The 19,180-nt window shown below is 58.7% G+C and carries 21 protein-coding genes; 13 read left to right on the forward strand and 8 right to left on the reverse strand.

Annotation, left to right across the window (positions count from 1 at the left end; translation table 11 throughout):
* Positions 1-15 precede the first annotated feature (15 nt).
* Genes D0851_RS18085 through D0851_RS18095 form a run of 3 tightly spaced genes read left to right on the forward strand, consistent with a single transcriptional unit; the run spans position 16 to position 2,119 of the window.
* Complete coding sequence (locus D0851_RS18085) at positions 16-1,533, forward strand: YdbH domain-containing protein (protein ID WP_227539348.1); 1,518 nt, start codon at positions 16-18, stop codon at positions 1,531-1,533.
* Positions 1,530-1,745: a YnbE family lipoprotein gene (locus D0851_RS18090; RefSeq protein ID WP_264756454.1), complete on the forward strand. Its 216-nt coding sequence runs from the start codon at positions 1,530-1,532 to the stop codon at positions 1,743-1,745. Before D0851_RS18085 ends, D0851_RS18090 begins: the two co-directional genes overlap by 4 nt.
* Positions 1,746-1,774: 29 nt before the next feature.
* Complete coding sequence (locus D0851_RS18095; RefSeq protein WP_117619874.1) at positions 1,775-2,119, forward strand: YdbL family protein; 345 nt, start codon at positions 1,775-1,777, stop codon at positions 2,117-2,119.
* A 27-nt stretch (positions 2,120-2,146) separates the two neighbouring features.
* On the opposite strand, the gene rluF is transcribed toward D0851_RS18095, so the two are convergent.
* The gene (rluF, locus tag D0851_RS18100; protein ID WP_117619875.1) at positions 2,147-3,049 is read right to left on the reverse strand and encodes a 23S rRNA pseudouridine(2604) synthase RluF; all 903 of its coding nucleotides are present in this window, start codon (positions 3,047-3,049) and stop codon (positions 2,147-2,149) included.
* A 137-nt stretch (positions 3,050-3,186) separates the two neighbouring features.
* On the opposite strand from rluF, the gene D0851_RS18105 reads away from it, so the two are divergent.
* Entirely contained in the window at positions 3,187-3,582 is a 396-nt protein-coding gene (locus D0851_RS18105; protein ID WP_117620464.1) for a hypothetical protein, read from the forward strand.
* 66 nt (positions 3,583-3,648) lie between these two features.
* The gene (locus D0851_RS18110) at positions 3,649-4,299 is read left to right on the forward strand and encodes a class I SAM-dependent methyltransferase (protein ID WP_117619876.1); all 651 of its coding nucleotides are present in this window, start codon (positions 3,649-3,651) and stop codon (positions 4,297-4,299) included.
* Here the strand turns inward: D0851_RS18110 and D0851_RS18115 are convergent.
* From D0851_RS18115 to D0851_RS18125, 3 genes are all read right to left on the reverse strand, one after another.
* Positions 4,296-5,303, reverse strand: coding sequence for a PA2778 family cysteine peptidase (locus D0851_RS18115; protein WP_227539349.1), 1,008 nt, complete (start codon positions 5,301-5,303; stop codon positions 4,296-4,298). The two genes, D0851_RS18110 and D0851_RS18115, sit on opposite strands and share 4 nt — an antisense overlap.
* Before the next feature lie 9 nt (positions 5,304-5,312).
* Positions 5,313-5,672 carry a PA2779 family protein gene (locus D0851_RS18120; protein ID WP_227539564.1) on the reverse strand — a complete coding sequence of 120 codons (360 nt, stop codon included), beginning with the start codon at positions 5,670-5,672 and terminating at the stop codon, positions 5,313-5,315.
* Between the two features lie 132 nt (positions 5,673-5,804).
* On the reverse strand, positions 5,805-7,250 hold the full coding sequence (locus tag D0851_RS18125; protein ID WP_117619878.1) for a phospholipase D family protein: 1,446 nt from the start codon (positions 7,248-7,250) through the stop codon (positions 5,805-5,807).
* Positions 7,251-7,409: 159 nt separating this feature from the next.
* Here D0851_RS18125 and D0851_RS18130 point away from each other — a divergent pair, with 159 nt between their 5' ends.
* From D0851_RS18130 to D0851_RS18140, 3 genes are read left to right on the forward strand one after another with little or no spacing between them, the layout of a single operon-like run.
* Positions 7,410-9,059, forward strand: a complete 1,650-nt coding sequence (locus tag D0851_RS18130) for a serine/threonine-protein kinase (RefSeq protein ID WP_117619879.1) — start codon at positions 7,410-7,412, stop codon at positions 9,057-9,059.
* Positions 9,059-9,814 (forward strand): protein phosphatase 2C domain-containing protein, encoded by a 756-nt coding sequence (locus D0851_RS18135; protein WP_117619880.1) that lies wholly within the window; start codon positions 9,059-9,061, stop codon positions 9,812-9,814. Before D0851_RS18130 ends, D0851_RS18135 begins: the two co-directional genes overlap by 1 nt.
* Before the next feature lie 10 nt (positions 9,815-9,824).
* A complete protein-coding gene (locus D0851_RS18140) occupies positions 9,825-10,175 on the forward strand; it encodes an FHA domain-containing protein (RefSeq protein ID WP_117619881.1) in 351 nt (116 codons plus the stop codon).
* Between the two features lie 20 nt (positions 10,176-10,195).
* Here the strand turns inward: D0851_RS18140 and D0851_RS18145 are convergent, their stop codons facing one another.
* From D0851_RS18145 to D0851_RS18160, 4 genes are all read right to left on the reverse strand, one after another.
* Positions 10,196-10,960, reverse strand: a complete 765-nt coding sequence (locus D0851_RS18145) for a glutamine amidotransferase (protein ID WP_117619882.1) — start codon at positions 10,958-10,960, stop codon at positions 10,196-10,198.
* Positions 10,961-10,976: 16 nt separating this feature from the next.
* Positions 10,977-11,702: a YebC/PmpR family DNA-binding transcriptional regulator gene (locus tag D0851_RS18150; RefSeq protein ID WP_117619883.1), complete on the reverse strand. Its 726-nt coding sequence runs from the start codon at positions 11,700-11,702 to the stop codon at positions 10,977-10,979.
* A gap of 198 nt (positions 11,703-11,900) precedes the next feature.
* Positions 11,901-12,329: an SRPBCC family protein gene (locus tag D0851_RS18155; RefSeq protein ID WP_117619884.1), complete on the reverse strand. Its 429-nt coding sequence runs from the start codon at positions 12,327-12,329 to the stop codon at positions 11,901-11,903.
* A gap of 103 nt (positions 12,330-12,432) precedes the next feature.
* Positions 12,433-13,308, reverse strand: a complete 876-nt coding sequence (locus tag D0851_RS18160) for an AraC family transcriptional regulator (RefSeq protein WP_117619885.1) — start codon at positions 13,306-13,308, stop codon at positions 12,433-12,435.
* A 162-nt stretch (positions 13,309-13,470) separates the two neighbouring features.
* Here D0851_RS18160 and D0851_RS18165 point away from each other — a divergent pair, with 162 nt between their 5' ends.
* The 5 genes from D0851_RS18165 (at position 13,471) to mmsB (ending at position 19,176) form a co-directional block, all read left to right on the forward strand.
* The gene (locus tag D0851_RS18165; protein ID WP_117619886.1) at positions 13,471-14,964 is read left to right on the forward strand and encodes a CoA-acylating methylmalonate-semialdehyde dehydrogenase; all 1,494 of its coding nucleotides are present in this window, start codon (positions 13,471-13,473) and stop codon (positions 14,962-14,964) included.
* A gap of 96 nt (positions 14,965-15,060) precedes the next feature.
* Positions 15,061-16,227, forward strand: coding sequence for an acyl-CoA dehydrogenase family protein (locus tag D0851_RS18170; RefSeq protein ID WP_117619887.1), 1,167 nt, complete (start codon positions 15,061-15,063; stop codon positions 16,225-16,227).
* Between the two features lie 60 nt (positions 16,228-16,287).
* Positions 16,288-17,067, forward strand: coding sequence for an enoyl-CoA hydratase (locus D0851_RS18175; protein WP_117620466.1), 780 nt, complete (start codon positions 16,288-16,290; stop codon positions 17,065-17,067).
* A gap of 35 nt (positions 17,068-17,102) precedes the next feature.
* The gene (locus tag D0851_RS18180; RefSeq protein ID WP_117619888.1) at positions 17,103-18,176 is read left to right on the forward strand and encodes an enoyl-CoA hydratase/isomerase family protein; all 1,074 of its coding nucleotides are present in this window, start codon (positions 17,103-17,105) and stop codon (positions 18,174-18,176) included.
* A 112-nt stretch (positions 18,177-18,288) separates the two neighbouring features.
* Positions 18,289-19,176 carry a 3-hydroxyisobutyrate dehydrogenase gene (gene mmsB, locus D0851_RS18185; protein ID WP_117619889.1) on the forward strand — a complete coding sequence of 296 codons (888 nt, stop codon included), beginning with the start codon at positions 18,289-18,291 and terminating at the stop codon, positions 19,174-19,176.
* The last annotated feature ends 4 nt before the right edge of the window (positions 19,177-19,180 follow it).

Genomic DNA, 19,180 nt, shown 5'->3' on the forward strand with positions numbered 1-19,180 from the left:
GACAGGAGTGTCGTTTTGCACGCTGAAGGGTCTGGAAAGCCGAGCCGCAGGATCCGGCGGGTCCGTCTGGTCGGCTGGATCGCGTTGGCCTTGCCAGCCGTTGCCGCGGGCTGGTCGCTGGTGGTCGGGCAGGGAAAGGTCGGCATGGCGTTGCCGGATATCCACCATGGCGGCTGGGAAGTGGCAGGGAGTCAGGCCCATATCATGCCCTCGGTCAACGCCAGTGGTGGGTCGGCGGTTATCCAGTTCACCCCCCCATCCCTGGTTCTTACCGAACGGCTGGCGTACACCGGTTCGGAGCAGCCCCTGCTGCTACAGGATCTCCGAACCGATATCAGCAATGTCACGCTTACGCTCGATTATGGCGCATCGAGTGCCTGGACCGAGCGGATCGCCATCAAAGGCGAGGTGAAGATCGAGGCAACCCGGATTGAACACCCATTCATGGTGCCGCAGGCGTGGAGTTTCCAGGGCAGGGTGCAGGGCCGTCTGGCTGACCTCCGGATTCAGGGCACGCTTTCATCCAGCGCGGGGCTGAAGGCCGACCTCACGATTCAGCTCAATCCGGGTGGCGGGGTCTCGGTTTTGGTCGATTCCGTTATCGAGGGGCAACAGGGGGTTCGCGCCCTGGCCGGAACTTTTGCCGGCTGGCCGGAGCTGCTGGCAGTGGATTCAGGCATTGCCGGGGTGTCGGCACAGGTTCGTCTGAACCCGGATGGTGAACTGGAAGCGAGCGGCAGCTCCAACCTGGAGAATGTCACCGGGGTGTTCAACCGAACCGCTTTCTCCGGGCTGAGCGGACGGGTACTTGCCTCCCTGGAAGATGACCGGTTGACCGCCGGGTTCCGGGATCTCACCGTTGAGCAGGTGAATCCTGGTATCCCGGTAACCTCCATTCGCTTTACCGGTGACTACATTGCGCCAGTTACCAATAGGCTGGAAGGCCAGCTGGAGGTACAGCAGGCGAGGGCCCGGTTCCTCGAGGGGGCACTCAGAATACCTCCGGGCGTCTATGATCTGGAAGACAGCTCTGGCGGGATACCCGTGGAGGTTCAGGATATTTCTCTGGACAGATTGATGAAGGCTTACCCTGCAGAGGGCCTTGAGGGCAGTGGTTTGCTCAGTGGCCGTATTCCCATAGGCTTCAGTAGCGACGGTGTTCAGGTGGCGAAAGGTCGCATTTCAGCGGAGGCGCCGGGCGGTCGGTTGCGGCTGCCCGGCGAGAAACTGCAGGCCATGCTGGGTGGCAACCAGGCCATGGATGTGGTCGTTCAAGCCTTGCAAAACTTTCACTATTCGGTGCTGGACAGCACGATAGACTACGATGAAAGGGGGAAGTTGACGCTGGATCTTCGCCTCGAGGGAAAGAATCCGGAACTCAGGGGTGGGCAGCCGGTTGTACTTAACGTGAACCTTGAGGAAGACATTCCCGCGCTGCTGACCAGCCTGCAGTTGAGTGGCAGGGTAAACGAAGCCGTTACAGAACGGGTCCGGAAGCTGTTGCAAGAGTCCGGCAAGGAGGCAGTGCCATGAAAAAATCGTTGCGGCCAACAGGGTCGGTTTTGGCAAGAGTACTGATGATATTGACGTTGCCGCTGGCAATGATTGCCTGCACGCCAACGGTGCAGATGGCGGCACCCAAAGAACCGATTACGGTGAACCTGAACGTGAAAATCGAGCACGAAATCTATATAAAAGTAGACAAGGAAGTGGATGACCTGTTCAGCGAAAAAGGGTTGTTCTGACCGGATCCGGATAGCTTAAGGGGTTGAAGATGAAACGATTCATACAGATGTGTGCCTTGGTTCTGGCGGTTGGTGTCAGTCTGTCCGTGTTCGCCATGGGGCTGGATGAGGCCAAACAGAAACTGGATACCGTCAAGCAGCAGGGACTGGTTGGAGAAACGCCGACGGGCTACCTGGAGGTGGTTCGTGCCGAAGGCCAGGCCAGGGAGGTGGTTGAGGCGATCAACAGTGCCCGCCGGGATGAGTACAAGCGCATTGCCGAGAAGCACAGTATCCCGGTCACCCAGGTTGAAACCGTTGCCGGGAAGAAGGCCATCGATAAAACGCCGGGTGGCCAGTACATTCAGGTTAATGGCAAGTGGGTGAAAAAGTAGCCTTGCGCTCTGAGTGCCGGGCCAGAATTACCGTTTAACACTCTTTTGCCGGGGTTTTCCGGCCTTGGGGCGTTTGCCCGACGCAGGCTTACCTTTCGGTCCCGGCCTTTGGGAACCGCCGGGCCCACCCGGTTTGGCTTTGGGACGATGCTTTGGCTTTGCAGCAGGCTTCTTTTTCGCAGGTTTTCCGGGCTGGGGCGGGGCCTCTGAGGAGGAGTCCCGGATGGCATCAAACAGTCCGGCCAGTTCTTTCTCCGTCAGATTGCGCCACTGGCCCACAGCCAGCCCCTTCAGGCTGACGTTCATGATCCGGATGCGCTCCAGCCTGGTTACCTCATAACCGAAGTGCTCGCACATGCGGCGAATCTGGCGGTTGAGGCCCTGAACCAGGGTAATGCGGAATACGAACCGGGATTCACTGGACACCTGGCACTTTTTTGTGACAGTTCCCAGGATCGGCACCCCGTTGGCCATACCCTCAACGAACTCCCGGGTCACCGGCTTGTCGACCGTAACCAGGTATTCCTTTTCATGGTTGTTTCCGGCCCGCAGGATCTTGTTGACCAGATCACCATTGCTGGTCATGAAGATCAGCCCCTGGGAGTCCTTGTCCAGCCGCCCGATCGGAAAGATGCGTTCGCTGTGGCCGACAAACCGCTGAATGTTGTGTTTCTCGGCGCTGTCGGTGGTGCTGACGATGCCCACGGGCTTGTTCAGGGCAATAAAGACCAGATCCTCTTCGGACCGCGGTTCAATCACCTGGCCATTAACCCTGACCGTATCCCCGGGCAGCACCTGATCCCCTACCGTGGCACGCGTGCCATTGATGTATACGTTGCCCTGATCAATATAACGATCGGCTTCCCTGCGGGAGCACATGCCGCTTTCGCTGATGTATTTATTGAGACGGGTGGACTTGCCAGTGGTCATCGGTTTTCCGGTTGCCGGTTAGAATGGGAGGCATCATATCAGGCTGGAACACGGGTCGCAGCAGGGGGTGGTTCTTTCAGGGCGTCTCTGCCATTCTTTGCGGGGCTACCCATAAATCCAACCAATTCAGAGCCGCCATGGAAAAGACACGCATAACCATCGTTGCTGTAACCTGCATTGCCCTGTTCTTTCTCGCCAACTATCTGTTCCGGTACCTGATCGGATTTACGGGTTTGATTGCCTCCCTGGTGATTGCAGCACTGATTGCGGTCTACATGAGCTTTTCAGTGGCGCGCACCCTGGAGCGGCTGCCTATGGCCGGGGAGCGTTCACGGGCTCTGTGGCTTTATGGCGGTTTTCTGGGTGCGCTGTTTCTTGCTTTCGGCGCCTGGATGTTCCTTGATGGAGGAATGGATGCAGTAACCCTCGCCACACTGTTTCTTCACTATCTGCCGTATCCGGCACTCGCCCATGTGCTGATGTCGGATAAAGCGGTCAGCGTTTTCCTGAAGAAGGAGCGTCCCGGTGACTAAAATGTTATGGTATAACGTTTTAAACTCTGACTGAAGCCCGGCCGCGGCTTGATCCGGGGTAGTGGCATGAATCTTTGTCCGGTTTGTGAGCAGGGCAGCCTTGTGGAATTCCGGGTGGTGAAGACCCGGCGGTATCTCCGCTGCCCGGTATGCGAGGCAACGGTGATGGATGAGTCGTGCCGGCTTTCTCCTGATCAGGAGCGGGATATCTACCGACTGCACGATAACGACCCGTCTGATCCGGGCTATCGTAAATTTCTTTCAAAGCTGGCAGACCCGCTGCTGGAGCGCCTGCCACCGGGCGCCACCGGGCTGGACTTCGGCTGTGGGCCCGGCCCGGCCCTGGCAAGGATGCTGGAGGCCGAAGGCATGGTTGTCAGCCTCTATGATCCCTGCTTTTACCCCTCGCAAACAGCCTTGTCCCGTACCTATGACTTCATAACCTGTACCGAGGTGGTGGAGCATCTGTACGAGCCAGCGGAGGTGTTCCGGCAACTCGATCAATTGCTCAAACCGGGTGGCTGGCTGGGGGTGATGACCTGTTTCCAGACCGACGACGACCGGTTCGACAACTGGCATTATCGCCGCGACCCCACCCATGTTGTGTTCTACCGTGAGTCCACCCTGGCATTGCTGGCTGAAAAATTTGGCTGGGTTATGGAGATCCCGAGAAAGGACGTGGTGCTTTTCAGGAGGGGCAGCCAGACGGGACACTAGGGCGCTTCCCGGGGACACTCCGGTAATGTCGGGCAGTCTTTCGGTGCCGTTACCGGGTTTGATCGGAGCAATATTGAATTGCCAAAGCGTTCCGGTGCCAGGGCAGCGGCGCAGCGGGCGGCCTTGGTGGCGGTTACCGGGCAACTTGTCTCTTCCAGGGCAAAGGCGAGGTTGTTCCAGCCTCCGGCGAACTCCGGGAAACGGTTAACCGTGCGGAGGAAATGCCCTGCCGCCTCGGTATGCCTGCCCATCTGCCAGGCCAGATTGCCTCTGGCCATGATGGCGGCTGGTTGGTCAGGCCAGGTGGTTTCCGCAGTCTTGTACGCAATCGCCGCGGCAGTGGTTCGCCCGGTTGTCTCCAGATCGTGGGCTGACTGGAGAAACCGCAGTGGTTTCGCGGTTGCCGGAACCTGATCGGGAGGCAGAATCACCACAGACCAGTTGTCGGCCCGCCCCCAGGTGTTGGTAAACACTTCCAGGGCCACGCGCTGGCGTTCGCGGGTATCGGTATGAAGAATCAGATCCCTTCGCTCCGCGTCGTAACCGATCACAACCGCGAAGTGCCACTGGGGCCACCAGTCAAATCTCAGATTCTGCATAACCAGCACCGGGTTACCCGCCGCCAGTTCTGCCAGCATGCTCTCAAGCTCGCCGTCCAGCGGATAGACCAGCATCCCGTGGGACCGAGCACCGGCGACCATCTCAACCTGCAGGGAACCTTCCCGGCCGGGGATGTAAACCAGTTCTTTGAGAACTTCCGGATCGGTCGTAAGACCCTGGCTGTTCAGCGTCATGGCCAGTGAGGCCGGACCGCATTGGTACTTTTCCTGAGGAAAAAACGGGACATCCTCCAGAATCACCTGATCTGGCAGAGAAGGGCGGTCTGTTCCAGTGTCCGGGCCCGGCCATTTCGGGGCGCTGGCGCAACCGGCCAGGAGGCCGACCAGTAAAAACAGGGTCAGCCTGACTGACGCGGCCCTCTCCCGTTGCAAAATGACTGCCACGGACCGACGCTATCGGATGCAGTTCACGAATGGGAAGATGTTAGTGGCGCACAACATATCGGTGATAATGAAGACCAGCAGAAACAGCACAATAATGCCAACCACACCCTGACCCGCAGGGGCTTCGGCAAGCTGACGTTCAAAATCCGCCAGTTCCGCCGGCGTGAGGTTCTGAATACGTTCCTTGACCTGGTCCTGGCTTACGCCCAGATCTGCCAGTTTGTCCTGGACTTCCTGATTCTCAAGCATATCGATCAGCTGTTGTCTGTCCAGCTGGACCTGTTGTTCGCCAATCATCTCGCCGGTTCCTACCATCCCGGCGGATGCGGTGGCCGACCAGACAGAGCCAAGGGCCATCATCATGGCCATGAAAAAAGAAACATACCTCAGATGCTTGCGAATTCCTGACATGGTTCACTCCTGTTTGTTGGCTACTTCAAGTTTCCGTTCAGGCCAATGCAGTATAGCTGACCGGGTGAGCATGGGGCTTGTCCCTCATGTTCAGAAGGTCGACAGGCCGGTCGCTTCCATAATCCGGTAACGCCAGTAGCGCAGCGTTGATTCGTCGGCCCAGCGCTCATAAGGCAGGCTCATAACCGGCTCGTCGCCGGGGCCTTTGTGCCATTGCTGGTCGAAGAACGCTCTTGCTTTCATTGCAACCGAAGACTGGGTCGCAACCGAGATCCACAGGTCGGTTTCCAGGTTCAGGTCATCCAGATTGCGGCGGGTAAAATTGGCGGACCCCAGCAATATCCCGGTTGTCCCACTCTCCTTCGCCAACATCAACAGCTTACTGTGGCATTGCTCACCCCGGGTATTACACCAACGTACAGGAATACCTGCCCGGACCAGTTCCATGGCCACCTGCCGGTTGGGAATACCACTTTTCTGAAGACCAAAGGCCTCGTTGTTGGCATCAAGCAAAATCCGAAGCTGTGCGCCACGTTCCGAGGCCCTGATCAGCGCCCCGACAATCCGCCGGTGTGACAGGTAGAACATCGCCAGATCCAGCTGGTCTCCGTCCGCGGCCCCGCGAATCATTTCCAAAGCCTGGTCGAGTATGGCCGATTCGGTCAGTACCGCCACTTTGTCCTTTTTACCTTCTCCGGATTCAGGCGCTTCTTCAACCCGGCTGATCCAGTCATCAAGGGATTCTGTGTCGGCACCAGACATGGCCAGCACTGCCCGTTCACTTCGCAACACATCGGCCACGGCGGGCCCTTTGAAGCTCAGCCCGACGTTGCTGTGGCGGCTGCTGCCGTCATGCGGGTTGGCTGAGGTCACGAGAGCTCTCAGGGAGCCGGCCTCATCGGCCACCACAAGTTTGCGGTGATTGGCCTTGAAGTTCAGCAGCGAAAGGTAGCTTCGAACCGTGACTGGCTTGTTGCCCAGGGCATTGTCCAGCCAGGCCCCTTTCGGATTGTTACCGAACCACTGGCAACAAAGCCGCCAGACTGAAGACCAGGTGGGGTTGCTGTCCCTGAGGGGACGAAGCGCTGTTTCAACAACGGGAATGTCGGCCTTACGCAAGGCTTCAAACCAGGGTGACGTTGTCCCGCCATACATGGTGTTCAGTGGATCGGAAATAACGATCACAGACAGCCCCGGTTTTTCCGACTTCCGGGCCAGCAGGGCTTCGGTCAGCTGCTGTGCCAGGGGCCGGTGAACGACACCTTCCGGTTTGGTGCTGTTGAACAGGAACATGTCGACAAGAATGAACTCTTCGGCCTGCCCGATCAGCCGGAACACGTCGTTGAAGATTTCGTGGTCTTTCTCTTCGTGACCGTCCGTGTAGTGACGGGTGACATCGGTCAGCAGGACAGGATCTTCCAGCGGCAGGGCTTCACCCCGATAACTGATGCCCTGAGGCAAGGGTTTGTGGGTGTGGTAGAGCCCGATTCCAGTCAGCGCGAGCAGTAACAGGGGTAAAAGCAGCTTCAGTGTCATACCGGTAATTCCATCATCCTTGAGTGAAAAGACGAAATTACCATACGTGACCTTCCTCTCAGGTAAACAAACACTTACAAAAAACACCCCTGTCGTTGTATCGCCCGACACCAACGCTTTCTAAACTAGGCAGATCAATCATTTATAACAAAGTTGCCTGTGAACGCCATCATTTCATTCATGCCGCGCCTGTTCAGTCTGCGGGCCGTTGTTCTTTTGGCTGCCGTGGTGTTTGCCCTGGCCGGAGACCAGCTGGCGCTTGTTGGCTGGGCCGATAGGGTGCTGTTCAGTATTCTCGGAGTGCCAGAGGGTGCCAACCCCACCACCATTGTGCCACAGGACAGTCTTCACAAAGCGCTGGCTGACCGGGGGCTGGTGGAGCCTCTGTGGGCGGATGGTACGGTTACTGCCGGGCTGGCCGTTACGGCACTCTTTCTGACGCTTGCTGTCCCGGTGATGGGCGCCGCCGTTTCCCTGCCTGTCACTCTTCTGCTTGGCGGTTCCCTGGTGGTTTTACAGGCGGCGCTGATGTTTTATCGCAATGCCTGGGTGCCCCTGGGGGAAGTACTGACCTTGCTGGTGGTCGGTTTTGTGGTGATGCTGTTCTGGCTTCAGCCCCACAATCGCATCCGCGCACTGACAGACAGCGTTCGCGAAGCCCGCCTCCGGTTGGCCGGACTGCTCCTGCAGCAGGGCCACACCGACGATGCCCTTGAGGCACTCAATCACTGCCCGCCCTGCGAGGGGGCTCTGGAGCTGCGTTACGACATCGCCATCCACCAGGAACGCAAGCGCCAGTATGAGAAAGCTGTAAACACTTACCGCAGCATCCGGGAGCGCAGGAAGAATTTCCGGGATACCGCCGCTCGCCTGGCGGCACTGGAGAAATTGTCGCCGGATGCCTCAGTGGTGCAAACCGGCAGCTTCGACAACAACCGCACCCTGTTGATGCCGGAACCCACGGTGAGTCGGCCGACCCTGGGGCGCTATGAAATCGAGCGAGAGATCGGCCGGGGTGCCATGGGCGTGGTCTATCTCGGCAAGGATCCGAAAATTGCCCGCACCGTTGCCATCAAGACCCTGAGCTATCAGGCGTTTGATGATGCCCTGCTTCAGGATCTGAAGGAACGTTTCTTCCGGGAAGCCGAAGCGGCGGGTCGTCTGAGTCACCCGGCCATCGTAACGGTGTATGATGTTGGGGAGGAGGCAGACCTTGCCTATATTGCCATGGATTACGCCAGGGGCCGGCCGCTCAGTGAATTCGGCAAGCCCGGGAGGTTGCTGCCGTTGCCCCGGGTACTGGATATTATTGCCCGGGTTGCTGATGCCCTGGCCTATGCCCATAGCCAGAAAATTGTCCATCGGGACGTCAAGCCGGGGAACATCATTTTCAACCCGGATACCGGCGACATAAAGATTACCGACTTTGGCATCGCCAAAATTTCCGACGACTCGCGGACCCGCACCGGCGCCGTTATGGGTAGCCCGCTCTACATGTCCCCGGAGCAGCTCAAGGGCCAGAAGGTAACTGGCGCTTCTGATATCTACAGTCTGGGGGTCACACTGTACAAACTGGTGAGCGGTGAAACGCCGTATCAGGGCGATACCCTGGCCAACCTGACTTACCAGATCCTCAACAAACGCCCGCGCAGCGTCCGGGAGTTCAATGCCGGGTTGCCCAATGGGGTGGTTCGGTTGATCAACAAGGCCATCCAGCGCGAGCCGGATAAACGCTTTGCCAGCGCCGCCACCATGGCCGAGGCCGTGCGGCGCCTGGCAGTGCGGGAAGCGGGCCAGGAGGTGTCCTGATGAGGTATCGCATTGCAGGCCAGAGTCACCGGGGTGCAGTCAGGGAATCGAACCAGGATGTGGTGGACTGGCGGGTAAACGATGCCGGTGATCAGGCGCTGCTGGTGGTTGCCGACGGTATGGGCGGCTACCAGGGCGGCGAGATTGCCAGTCGTCTCGCGGTTGACGCTGTTGTGGAAGCCCTTGAGCCGGAAATCTCCGGGCCGTCATCCGGCAAAACCGGCAGCTCAGTCAGGGAAAGCCTGGAGCGTGCTTTCGCACTGGCCAATGAACGGATACTGAGCCAGCGTTCCGAAGATCCGAGGCTCGATAAAATGGGCACAACCCTGGTGGTGGCCTGGGCAATCGACAACGAGGCACACATTGCCCACATGGGCGATTCCCGGTGTTACTGCCTGCGCGGCGGCCAGGCGGTCTGCCTGACCCGGGACGATACCGTGGTCCAGAACATGCTGGAAGATGGCAGCATTACCGAGGCCGACGTTCCCAATGTACCTTTTAGAAATGTACTTACCCGTGCGGTGGGTGCAGTTGAGCAGGTGCAGCCCAGTTACCGGGTTGAGTCCTTGGAAAAAGGTGATGTGCTGTTGCTGTGTTCCGACGGGTTGCCCCATTCTGTCCCGGAAGCACAGTGGCTTGAGATTTTGAGGGACAGTGACGGCATGGAGCGCAGGGTTCAGGCTCTTGTTGAAGCCGGCCTGGCAAACGAGGCCGGCGATAACGTGTCTGTGGTATTACTGACGTTGGAGTATTGAGGAAACTGACATGGCTTCGCTTTCGCAACTGGTGGACAACGTGGTGGTCAACACCTTTGAACTCGGGCAGCCGGAAACCCGCCTTGGCCGCCGCCCGGATAGTGACATCCGGATTGATGAAATCTCGGTGAGTGGCCAGCACGCGCTGATTGAAGCGGTACCCAATGCCTATCTCGAAGACGCCGTGGATTACTACATTACCGACAGCAACAGCACCAATGGTACCTTTGTCAACGAATTGCGGATTGAGGGCCGGCAGCGGCTGAACAGTAACGATAGGGTGCGTATCGGCTGGAATGAGTTCCGCTTCATTGATGAAGAAGAGCAGGCGATGGAAAAGACGGCCTATATCCTCGACTGACGAAAAATGCCGGCCGGATATTACCGGGCTCGTTTGATAACCAGCCTTGAAAAACGAGGGAGAAGCGAGGATGCGTCCGGAGCGGGGCTCACACCGGCAATCAGTGCTTGCGCATCAAGCCCTTCCCGGGTCAGGTCCGGCGCCTGTACTTCCAGGTAGGCGCTCATGACGGTATCCGTGAACTCTGGATGGAACTGCACACCCCAGGCGCAGGGGCCGATTCTGAACGCCTGGTTAGGCTCGAAACCGTTGCGTCCCAGCAACACCGCGCCGGCGGGTAAGCGCAGTACCGACTGCCGGTGCGTCAACTGGGCCGGGAAAATCGCCGGCAGTCCCCGGAACAGGGTGTCTGAGTCGGCTTCGGGAAGCAGCTCAACCTGATGGGTGCCGGTCTCCCGGCCTTTCGGGTGATACCCCACTTCGCCGCCCAATGCATGGGCCAGCAGCTGATGCCCGTAGCAGACTCCGAGTACCGGGATTTCACCGGCAACCGCCCGTGCCAGCCAGGCCCCGGTATTTTCGCTCCAATCGGCCCGGTCACTCACCATGGCGGGGGAACCTGTCACCACAATGCCATCCCAGTCTTCAGGGCTTCCGGGTAGCTCGCCGGCTTCCACATTGGTGACAGTAATATCCAGCTCCGGTAACAGTCCGCGCAGGAACCAGTCGTCGAAATCACCGAATTGCACCAGGAGGCCAGGGTAGGTGCTGCCTGTTTTCAGGACCACCACCCGCGCCTTGCGGTTCGGGGAAGGGTTCTGCTGCACGGTGCGGTTTTCCTGCATGGCGTGAGCCTCTGGCTTACTGGTCCGGCAGCTCGGCGTTGTGGAATACATTCTGCACATCGTCCAGTTCGTTCAGCATATCCAGGAATTTTTCGAACATGGGGATGTCATCGCCTTCCACCGGTGTGGTGGTCTTGGGCAGGAACTGGATTTCGTCCACCTCAAAGTCGATGCCTTCGATTGCGTCTACCAAAGCCTGACGCGCCTTGGCATATTCCGTGTTTGGCGTGAAAACCGTAATCAGGCCGTCCTCGTTTTCAATGTCGGTCACGTCGACGTCCGCTTCCATCAGTGCTTCCAGAACGGCTTCCTCATCATCGCTCTTGAACGCAAAAATGGCACTGTGATCAAACATGTGGGCAACGGTGCCCGGGGTGCCGATCTTGCACTTGGTCTTGGTGAAGGCCAGGCGCACGTCGCCAAAGGTGCGGTTAGGGTTGTCAGTCAGGCAGTCCACAATCACCATGCAGTTGCCCGGTCCGTAGCCTTCGTAGCGGGCAGGGGAGTAGTCTTCACCAGCGCCACCCCGGGCCTTCTCAATTGCCTTCTCGATAACGTGGGAGGGTACCTGGTCTTTCTTTGCACGGTCGATCAGGCCACGAAGTGACAGGTTGCCATCCGGGTCTGTGCCGCCGGATTTGGCGCTCATGTAAATCTCGCGTCCGTACTTGCTGTAGACCTTGGTTTTTGCCGCAGCCGTCTTGGCCATGGACTCTTTACGGTTCTGGTAGGCTCTGCCCATATGCGCTGCCTCTTGGTTCTCTGGAAAAGGCCGGATTTTACTCAACATTGCCGGCTGGTGACAGGGTTATTTCGATTCGGGCAGAGACTCCGTTTCAGGTTATACGCGATCAACCGGCCTGCGATAATTGTCGCGGGTCAATTCTCTGACATCCCTCAAGTGACGATTTCTCAAGTGACGATTTGTTGTCGCCGGCCTTCAGGCCAACCGGGGTACCCGTTTGATTCCGCGGCGAATGCCCTGTTCAAGGGCCGTACGCACCACTTTTCCGGTAAACGGCACAATGTCGTCAAAAGAGATGGTGTAGTTCACCCGGGTCTTGCCTTCCGGCGTGTCCTCAAACCGGATCCGCCCCAGATGATTTCGGATCGGGCTCATACTGGTGATGGTGTACTCAATCAATGAATCCGGCTCGAAATTGGTGACTGTCTCTTCCAGGCCTACCGGCCCGATGCCAATCTTGCGGACCGAGCCGATGCCATTCGGGTCGGCCTGGTGGCTGTCCCTGATGCGTTTGGCCGGCGCACCCAGAAGTTTGCCAAAACGATGGTGATCGGCAAACAGGGCAAACACCTTTCTTCGGGGCAGGTCAAAGGTTTCATCAATTTCAATCCTGTACATGGCCATGGGCTCACTCTTTCTATCCATTTATCGGCCAAGACTAACCCTTTGGCTTCTGCAACAAAAGTCGTAGCAGGCGGCAGGTTTCAATCTGGCCCGGAGTGCCCGGTCAGTGCCGCGCGGTATGCCGGTAATCCCGGGGTGACTGGCCCATAACCTTTTTGAAAAGCCGGGAAAAATAATAGGCGTCGTCGTACCCGAGGCGCCGGCTGATGTCGGCAAAGCTCAGGCTGCTGGTGTCCAGCATCTGGCAGGCCCGTTCCACTTTCAGGTGCAGGAAGTGCCGGATAGGGGAGGTGCCGGTCTGCTCCCGGTAACGGGTGGCGAAATGGGCCGGGGACAGGCCGGCAAGGTCTGCAAGCTGCTCCAGGCTGATGCGTTCGTCCAGGTGTTCACGCATATAGTTGTGGATGGTTTCCAGTTCCGCCTGCCGCTCATGACCGGTCTCATCCGCGTTGATTGGGACTGCTGCCATTAGTTGCCGGAGCCGGTTGGCGGCGTGGATCAGCCCGCGAGCCCGGAAACCGGTCTGGCGTACCGATAACAGGCCGTTAAAGTCCACCAGCAGGCGTGGCTGGCGCCCCAGGTGGCGAATGCGGGTTGGGTCGTCAAACCCCATGTAATGGCGGAAATCCTCCGCCAGTGGCCCCGTGTAATGAACCCAGTGAATGGTCCAGGGATTGTCTGGATCAGCGGTATAGCGGTGGCTGGCTCCCGCCGGCAGAAGCAGCAGGTCACCGGCTTCCACGGTGTAGGGCTCGCCCCGGACATTCAGGAATGCCTTGCCTTCGGTGCAGTAAATCAAAAGATTGTCGTGGTGGTGTTCCCGGTGCATGTGATGGCCCATGGCCCGGCGGTAGTGGCCGAAGGCCAGGGGGTATAGGTCCCGGGTAAGTGGGTGGCTGGCCAGGAGCCGAATGATTGGCTCAGGTACCACATATCGAATGCTGTCTTTGGGCACCGGCCACTGCGAGGTTTGAGTCATGTCTGGTGTCGCCTGGGTTTCATATATCGAAATATAGTCCATTACGGGCGAAATTTAGTCAATCGCCCTCTCGCCGTACCCGTGCTAGTCTTTGGTTAAACGTGGTCGGAACCCAACGGGTTTCGGCTGGCTTCCCGCACAACAACAAACAGGGATATCAACATGAAAAATGTGCCGCTGTATCTCGCAGGTGAATTCGTCCAGAGCAACACCAGTGACTGGATTGATGTCACCGACCCCGCGACCAACGAAGTGATCGCCAAGGCGCCGTGCACCACCGATGCGGAAATGCGCAAGGCCATCGAAAGCGCCGGTGAAATGTTCAACACCTGGAAAGAAGTGCCAGTTTCCGAGCGTGCCCGGGTCATGCTGCGTTATCAGGCCCTTCTGAAAGAACATCATGACGAGATCGCCGAAATCCTCTCCAAGGAAACCGGCAAGACTTTTGATGACGCCAAGGGCGATGTCTGGCGTGGTATCGAAGTGGTTGAACACGCCGCCAACGTCGCCTCCCTGATGATGGGCGAGACCGTTGAAAACGTGGCCCGTGAAGTGGACACCCATTCCTGGATCCAGCCGCTGGGTGTTTGCGCGGGTATTACACCATTCAACTTCCCGGCCATGATCCCGCTGTGGATGTTCCCGATGGCCATTGCCTGCGGTAACACCTTCATCCTGAAACCGTCCGAACAGGACCCGCTGACTCCCATGCGCCTTGCCGAGCTGTTTGAAGAAGCCGGCGCGCCCAAGGGTGTTCTGCAGGTGGTTCACGGTGGCAAGGAGCAGGTAGACGTGCTTCTGACCGACCCGGCCATCAGGGCCGTTTCCTTCGTGGGTTCTGTGCCTGTCGGCCGTTATATCTATGAAACCGGCACCCGCAACATGAAGCGTGTGCAGAGCTTCGCCGGCGCCAAGAACCACATGGTCATCATGCCGGATGCCGACAAACAGCAGGTACTCAACGCCCTGGTGGGCGCTTCTGTTGGCGCCGCCGGCCAGCGATGCATGGCGATTTCCGTGGCCGTCTTCGTGGGCGAGGCCCAGCAGTGGATTCCGGAGCTGAAGGAAGCCATGGCCAGGGTTCGTCCCGGTGCCTGGAATGACGCCGGCGCCAGCTATGGTCCGGTGATTTCCGGCAAGGCGAAAGATCGTATCGAATCCCTCATTGCCACCGGCGAGGCTCAGGGTGCCAACCTGCTGCTGGATGGCCGTGGTTGCACCGTCGATGGCCTGCCTGATGGCAACTGGGTTGGTCCCACGCTGTTCTCCGGTGTGACCACGGAAATGGACATCTACAACGAGGAAGTCTTCGGCCCGGTTCTGTCCTGTGTTGAGCTGGACAGCCTGGGTGAGGCGATTGAGCTGGTTAACAAGAGCCCATACGGTAACGGTGTTTCCATCTTCACCAGCTCCGGTGGCGCTGCACGCCGGTTCCAGCATGAGATCGATGTAGGCCAGGTCGGTGTAAACATCCCCATTCCGGTGCCCCTGCCGTTCTTCTCGTTCACCGGTTGGAAGGGCTCCTTCTATGGTGATCAGCACGCCTACGGCAAGCAGGCGGTTCGCTTCTACACCGAAACCAAAACGGTTACTTCCCGCTGGTTCTCCAGTGAGGCGACGAGCTCGGAAGCCAACTTCTCTATCCAGTTGCGTTAATTGCGTTGAAGGTGGGGTATTTGGGCCGGAATCCGTTTCCGGCCCCTTGTTGTTCGCCCCTTTCAATGCCAAGCCTCTTTTATCTGGAGCGTAACGATGGACTTTAACCTCACTGAAGACCAGCAGGCGTTTCGCGAGGCGGCCCGGGCGTTTGCGGAGAAAGCCATGGCGCCGTACGCGGCAAAGTGGGACGACGAACATATCTTTCCGACGGATGTGCTCAAAGAAGCCGGAGAGATGGGCTTTATGGGCATGTACACCCCGGAAGCCCTTGGCGGCATGGGCCTGTCACGGCTGGACACCTCCGTTATCGTGGAAGAGCTCGCCGCGGCCTGCCCCTCAACGGCTGCATTTATCACCATCCACAATATGGCCACCTGGATGGTTGCCAGCTTCGCCTCGGACGACCTAAGACAGGAAATCGTGCCGAAACTGGCCAGCGGCGAATGGCTGGCGTCCTACTGCCTGACCGAACCGGGCGCCGGTTCAGACGCTGCCAGCCTTCGTACCAAGGCAGTCCGGGACGGCGACAGCTATGTGATTAACGGCAGCAAGGTATTTATCTCCGGTGCCGGCGCCACCGAAATCCTGGTGCTCATGGCCCGCACCGGGGCGCCGGATTCCGGCTACAAAGGTATTTCCACCTTCGTGATTCCTGCAGACGCCGATGGCGTTTCCTATGGCAAGAACGAGGAGAAAATGGGGTGGCACAGCCAGCCAACCCGGATGATCAGCCTTGAGAACGTGCGCATCCCGGCCAGCAACCGTGTGGGCGAGGAAGGCGACGGTTTTGCCATTGCCATGAAAGGCCTGGATGGCGGGCGCCTGAACATCGCCACCTGTTCCCTCGGTGGTGCCCAGGCAGCCCTGCTGCGGGCCCGTAATTACATGCACGAGCGCGAACAGTTCGGCAAACCGCTGGCCGCGTTTCAGGCCCTGCAGTTCAAACTGGCCGACATGGGCACCAATCTGGTCGCAGCACGGCAGATGGTTCGCCTGGGTGCCTTCAAGCTCGATAACGCCGATCCGGAAGCAACCCTGCATTGTGCCATGGCGAAACGCTTCGCCACCGACGCCTGCTTTGAGGTGGTCAACGAGGCCCTGCAACTGCACGGCGGTTATGGCTATATTCGCGAATACCCGCTGGAGCGTTACCTGCGCGATTTGCGAGTGCACCAGATTCTGGAAGGCACCAACGAAATCATGCGCCTGATTGTCGCCCGCCGTCTGCTCGAGGACGGCGTGGCGGAAGCCATTCAGTAGGCATAAAGAGGGGGTCAGATGAAAGTTCATCTGACCCCATTTTCAGAACGGGAGAATACGATGAGCGATCTGATTCAGCTCGAAAAACGCGGACACATTGCAATACTGACCATCAACAACCCCCCGGCCAACACCTGGACCCGGGATTCCCTGATTGCCCTGATGGACAGGGTTGGTGAACTCAACGAAGACCGAAACATCTTTGCCCTGGTAATGACCGGGCAGGGCGAGAAATTTTTCTCCGCCGGTGCCGACCTGAAAACCTTCGCCGACGGTGACAAGGCCCGGGCCAATGAAATGGGCCAGTTGTTTGGTGAGGCGTTTGCGACTCTCAGCCGATTCCGGGGTGTGTCAATCGCGGCGGTGAATGGCTACGCCATGGGTGGCGGCCTGGAGTGCGCCATGGCCTGCGATATCCGTATTGCTGAGGAGCATGCCCAGATGGCCTTGCCGGAGGCGTCCGTGGGCTTGCTGCCCTGTGCCGGTGGTACCCAGAACCTGCCCTGGCTGGTGGGTGAAGGTTGGGCCAAACGCATGATCCTGTGTGGCGAGCGCGTCAATGCGGATACCGCCCTGAGAATCGGCCTGGTTGAGGAAGTGGTGCCTTCGGGTAAGGGGCTTGAAAAGGCCCTGGAGCTGGCGGAAATGGCCTGCAAGCAGAGCCCGTCTTCCACTGCCCGCTGCAAGACCCTGGTGATGAGCGCCCGCGACGGTCGCAGCCATGACGACGGCTGGCGTATGGAACGGGAACTGTTTGTAGAGCTGTTCTCCACCGAAGACCAGAAAGAAGGCGTGAATGCGTTTCTCGACAAGCGCAAGCCGGAATGGAAAAACCGCTGAGGCCGGCGCCCTGAACCCTGGCTCAAGGATCTGTTATGAGTGATCACCCCATTATCTTTGAAGAGTGGAAAACAGGCGACGGCGCGCTGATTGCCGTGGCCCGGCTGAACATGCCGAAGACGCTGAACTCGCTGTCTCTGGAGATGATTCGCCTGCTGACACCGCAGTTGAAGCGGTGGGCAGAGGACCCGGCCATTCAGGCAGTCTGGCTTGAAGCCGAAGGCGATAGGGCGTTCTGTGCCGGTGGCGACATTGTCGCCCTGTATCGCAGTATGACCGAGCCCCAGGCTGCCAGTGAAGGTGAGGCGTTCTTCACCGAGGAATACGAGCTGGATTACCTGATCCATACCTTCCCGAAACCCATTGTTTGCTGGGGCCATGGCGTTGTGATGGGGGGCGGTATGGGCATCATGCAAGGCGCTTCCCACCGGGTAGTGACCGAAGGCTCGAAACTCGCCATGCCGGAAATCAGCATTGGCCTCTATCCGGATGTTGCCGCTGGCTGGTTCCTGAACCGCACCCCAGGCCGTACCGGGCTGTTCCTGGGCCTGACCGGCGCCCGCCTTAATGGCGCAGACGCCCTGTTTACCGGCCTGGCGGATCGGTTTATCCGGCACGATCTGAAAGCGGATGTGGTAGCAGAGCTGTGCAAGCGCAACTGGCAGGATGACGAGGCCCACGCCGTGGTTGGCAGTGTGCTCAGACAGTTCGAACGCCACAGTGGTGATGCCATACCGGAATCACCGGTACGTACCCATTTTGATGAGATTAACCGGGTCACGGATGCCGACTCCCTGGAAGCGACCGTCGACCAGCTGAAAGAACTTTCCGGTGGTGATGGGTGGGTGGCGAAAGCGACCCGTTCCCTAGCTGGCGCCTCACCAACGTCGCTGGCTCTGGTCTGGCACCACCTGCACGGCTGCAAACACGACAGCTTGAAAGAGGTGCTCGATAAGGAACTGGCGCTTTCCCGGAAGTGCCTGACAAAAGGGGAATTCGCCGAGGGTATCCGTGCGCTTCTGATTGACAAGGACCAGCAGCCGCGCTGGCGCTATGCGTCCCTGGCCGAGATGGACAGTGCCTGGATCGACGACTTTTTTACCCGGTAGCAGGCCTGCTGCCGGATTACGCTGCGCTAATCCGACAAGCTTTGACAAGAGAGCTCAGGGCTGCCGATAAGACAAGCCCTACGAATCAAATATAAGAATTAGGAGAAGAGACATGGCAACAATTACCTTCATCGGTCTTGGCAACATGGGCGGCCCCATGGCCAGCAATCTCATTAAAGCCGGCCACGAAGTAACAGTGTTCGATCTTTCGAAAGACGCCGTTGCAGCGCTGGTGTCCGAAGGCGCAAAAACCGCCGACACCGCCCACGAAGCGGCCAATGGCGCCGAGTGTGTCATCACTATGCTACCCGCCGGGCAACATGTGGAAGCCGTGTATCTGGGCGACGATGGCCTGCTGGCCAATCTGCCGGCCGGTACCCTGGTGATTGATTCCTCCACCATCGCGCCGGAAACAGCCCGCGGTGTGGCCGAGGCCGCAAAAGCGAAGGATATTCCGTTCCTGGATGCACCGGTTTCCGGCGGTGTAGGCGGTGCCAGGGCAGGCGCGCTAACGTTTATCTGCGGCGGTGCGGAAGAGACCTTCAGCAAGGCAAAGCCGATCCTGGAAGCCATGGGCAAGAACATCTTCCACGCCGGTGAGCATGGTTCCGGTCAGGTCGCCAAGATCTGCAACAACATGCTGCTCGCGATCCTGATGGCCGGCACCAGTGAAGCCCTGGCTCTGGGCGTGAAGAACGGTCTCGATCCGGCGGTACTGTCTGAAATCATGAAGCAGAGCTCCGGCGGTAACTGGGCGCTGAACGTCTACAATCCCTGGCCGGGTGTGATGGAAGGCGTGCCGGCATCCCGCGGCTATGAGGGCGGCTTCCTGGTAAACCTGATGAACAAGGATCTGGGTCTGGCTTTCGACAACGCGGTGAAGAACCACGCGGCGATCCCCATGGGCTCGCTGGCCCGCAACCTGTTTGAGCTCCATGCCGGGCAGGGCAATGGCACGCTGGACTTTTCCAGTATCCAGCGGCTTTACAAACCCGAGTAACGTA

It is taken from the genome of Marinobacter sp. Arc7-DN-1 (assembly GCF_003441595.1).
In the GTDB taxonomy this organism is placed as follows: domain Bacteria; phylum Pseudomonadota; class Gammaproteobacteria; order Pseudomonadales; family Oleiphilaceae; genus Marinobacter; species Marinobacter metalliresistant.

Bases quoted from the DNA above. Each gene is read 5' to 3' on its own strand.
- D0851_RS18090 (WP_264756454.1), top strand. From the start codon at position 1,530: ATGAAAAAATCGTTGCGGCCAACAGGGTCGGTTTTGGCAAGAGTACTG.
- D0851_RS18095 (WP_117619874.1), top strand. From the start codon at position 1,775: ATGAAACGATTCATACAGATGTGTGCCTTGGTTCTGGCGGTTGGTGTC.
- rluF (WP_117619875.1), bottom strand. From the start codon at position 3,049: ATGACCACTGGCAAGTCCACCCGTCTCAATAAATACATCAGCGAAAGC.
- D0851_RS18105 (WP_117620464.1), top strand. From the start codon at position 3,187: ATGGAAAAGACACGCATAACCATCGTTGCTGTAACCTGCATTGCCCTG.
- D0851_RS18110 (WP_117619876.1), top strand. From the start codon at position 3,649: ATGAATCTTTGTCCGGTTTGTGAGCAGGGCAGCCTTGTGGAATTCCGG.
- D0851_RS18120 (WP_227539564.1), bottom strand. From the start codon at position 5,672: ATGGCCATGATGATGGCCCTTGGCTCTGTCTGGTCGGCCACCGCATCC.
- D0851_RS18125 (WP_117619878.1), bottom strand. From the start codon at position 7,250: ATGACACTGAAGCTGCTTTTACCCCTGTTACTGCTCGCGCTGACTGGA.
- D0851_RS18135 (WP_117619880.1), top strand. From the start codon at position 9,059: ATGAGGTATCGCATTGCAGGCCAGAGTCACCGGGGTGCAGTCAGGGAA.
- D0851_RS18140 (WP_117619881.1), top strand. From the start codon at position 9,825: ATGGCTTCGCTTTCGCAACTGGTGGACAACGTGGTGGTCAACACCTTT.
- D0851_RS18145 (WP_117619882.1), bottom strand. From the start codon at position 10,960: ATGCAGGAAAACCGCACCGTGCAGCAGAACCCTTCCCCGAACCGCAAG.
- D0851_RS18150 (WP_117619883.1), bottom strand. From the start codon at position 11,702: ATGGGCAGAGCCTACCAGAACCGTAAAGAGTCCATGGCCAAGACGGCT.
- D0851_RS18155 (WP_117619884.1), bottom strand. From the start codon at position 12,329: ATGGCCATGTACAGGATTGAAATTGATGAAACCTTTGACCTGCCCCGA.
- D0851_RS18160 (WP_117619885.1), bottom strand. From the start codon at position 13,308: ATGACTCAAACCTCGCAGTGGCCGGTGCCCAAAGACAGCATTCGATAT.
- D0851_RS18165 (WP_117619886.1), top strand. From the start codon at position 13,471: ATGAAAAATGTGCCGCTGTATCTCGCAGGTGAATTCGTCCAGAGCAAC.
- D0851_RS18170 (WP_117619887.1), top strand. From the start codon at position 15,061: ATGGACTTTAACCTCACTGAAGACCAGCAGGCGTTTCGCGAGGCGGCC.
- D0851_RS18175 (WP_117620466.1), top strand. From the start codon at position 16,288: ATGAGCGATCTGATTCAGCTCGAAAAACGCGGACACATTGCAATACTG.
- D0851_RS18180 (WP_117619888.1), top strand. From the start codon at position 17,103: ATGAGTGATCACCCCATTATCTTTGAAGAGTGGAAAACAGGCGACGGC.
- mmsB (WP_117619889.1), top strand. From the start codon at position 18,289: ATGGCAACAATTACCTTCATCGGTCTTGGCAACATGGGCGGCCCCATG.